Genomic DNA, 960 nt, shown 5'->3' with positions numbered 1-960 from the left:
CCTGTCGAATATTGCACAAGCCATGGTCGTGACCGATCCCGACGGTGTCGTCTGGCAAGTCATCGACATGCATGAGGCTTGGAATGGAAAGCGGACGGGGGCAACGCGCACGACGACCTATCGCCATGTCACGCGAGACATCCGCGCGGTCGCTTGCAATGCCGGTGATCTCAAGAAAGTGACACAGGCCTTCAACGACGACCGCCTTGAGGACTTGTACAACGAGCCACACGATTACCGCGGCTATCTCGCCGAATATCCGCATCGCTGGCCCTACGCGCATCGAGAGAGCGATCCGATCAGCTTCGGYAGACAGGACGAAGGGATCACATTCCAGCACTTGGTGTTGCGTCAGCTGCGGGGGCGGGAATGGGAGCGTGACTACAGCCATCTCGGAGAATCTGAGACGCTCCTGATGCCCTGTACGGCATTGGTTCAAGCAGGCAATCTTCGATGGGATCGCAGGGGTAGATGGCAAGGTCCCGATGGTCAGGTCAAGGTCCAGGATCCTAGGTGGTGGTCCGATCGGTCTGCGGCTCTTATATGCCGGTTGGACTTCCTGGACCAGTTCCTGCAAACCCACGATCTTGCGCTGGTCGTCCTCAGCTCGCAGATGAAAATGATTCTCGGCCATGTCGATGGAGGCGGGCGTGTCACCGAGCAAGCTCTCTTTGTGCGCCATAATGGCAGGACGAGGCGAGTCAAGCGCAAGCTTGAGCGGGACTAGCCGAGACCTAACGCGGATGGATTTACGAGAGTCGATCCGCAGGCCCCGCCTTGGCCACCAAGAGCGCTAAGCCGAAAATCGATACTTCCGTTCTCTCAAGACCCCAAACCATACCTTGGCATCCGGGTCAAAGGTCGAGAATGGTATTTCATCTTCCACGTTAGATTCGTCGTCCATGGGCCTCTTCCCGACGGGACGCGCATTGGTGCAACGCCACGGATCGACTCACGGAC

The 960-nt window shown here is 58.0% G+C and carries 1 protein-coding gene; it reads left to right on the top strand.

The features are described 5' to 3' along the window. The coding region (locus AC1D00_RS42885) for a hypothetical protein (protein ID WP_477014890.1) at window positions 1-727 on the top strand (727 nt) is incomplete at its 5' end. Window positions 728-960: the final 233 nt, after the last annotated feature.

Source organism: Bradyrhizobium sp. P2_E8 (assembly GCF_056403875.1).
This window is presented reverse-complemented; position numbering and strand designations above follow the sequence as displayed.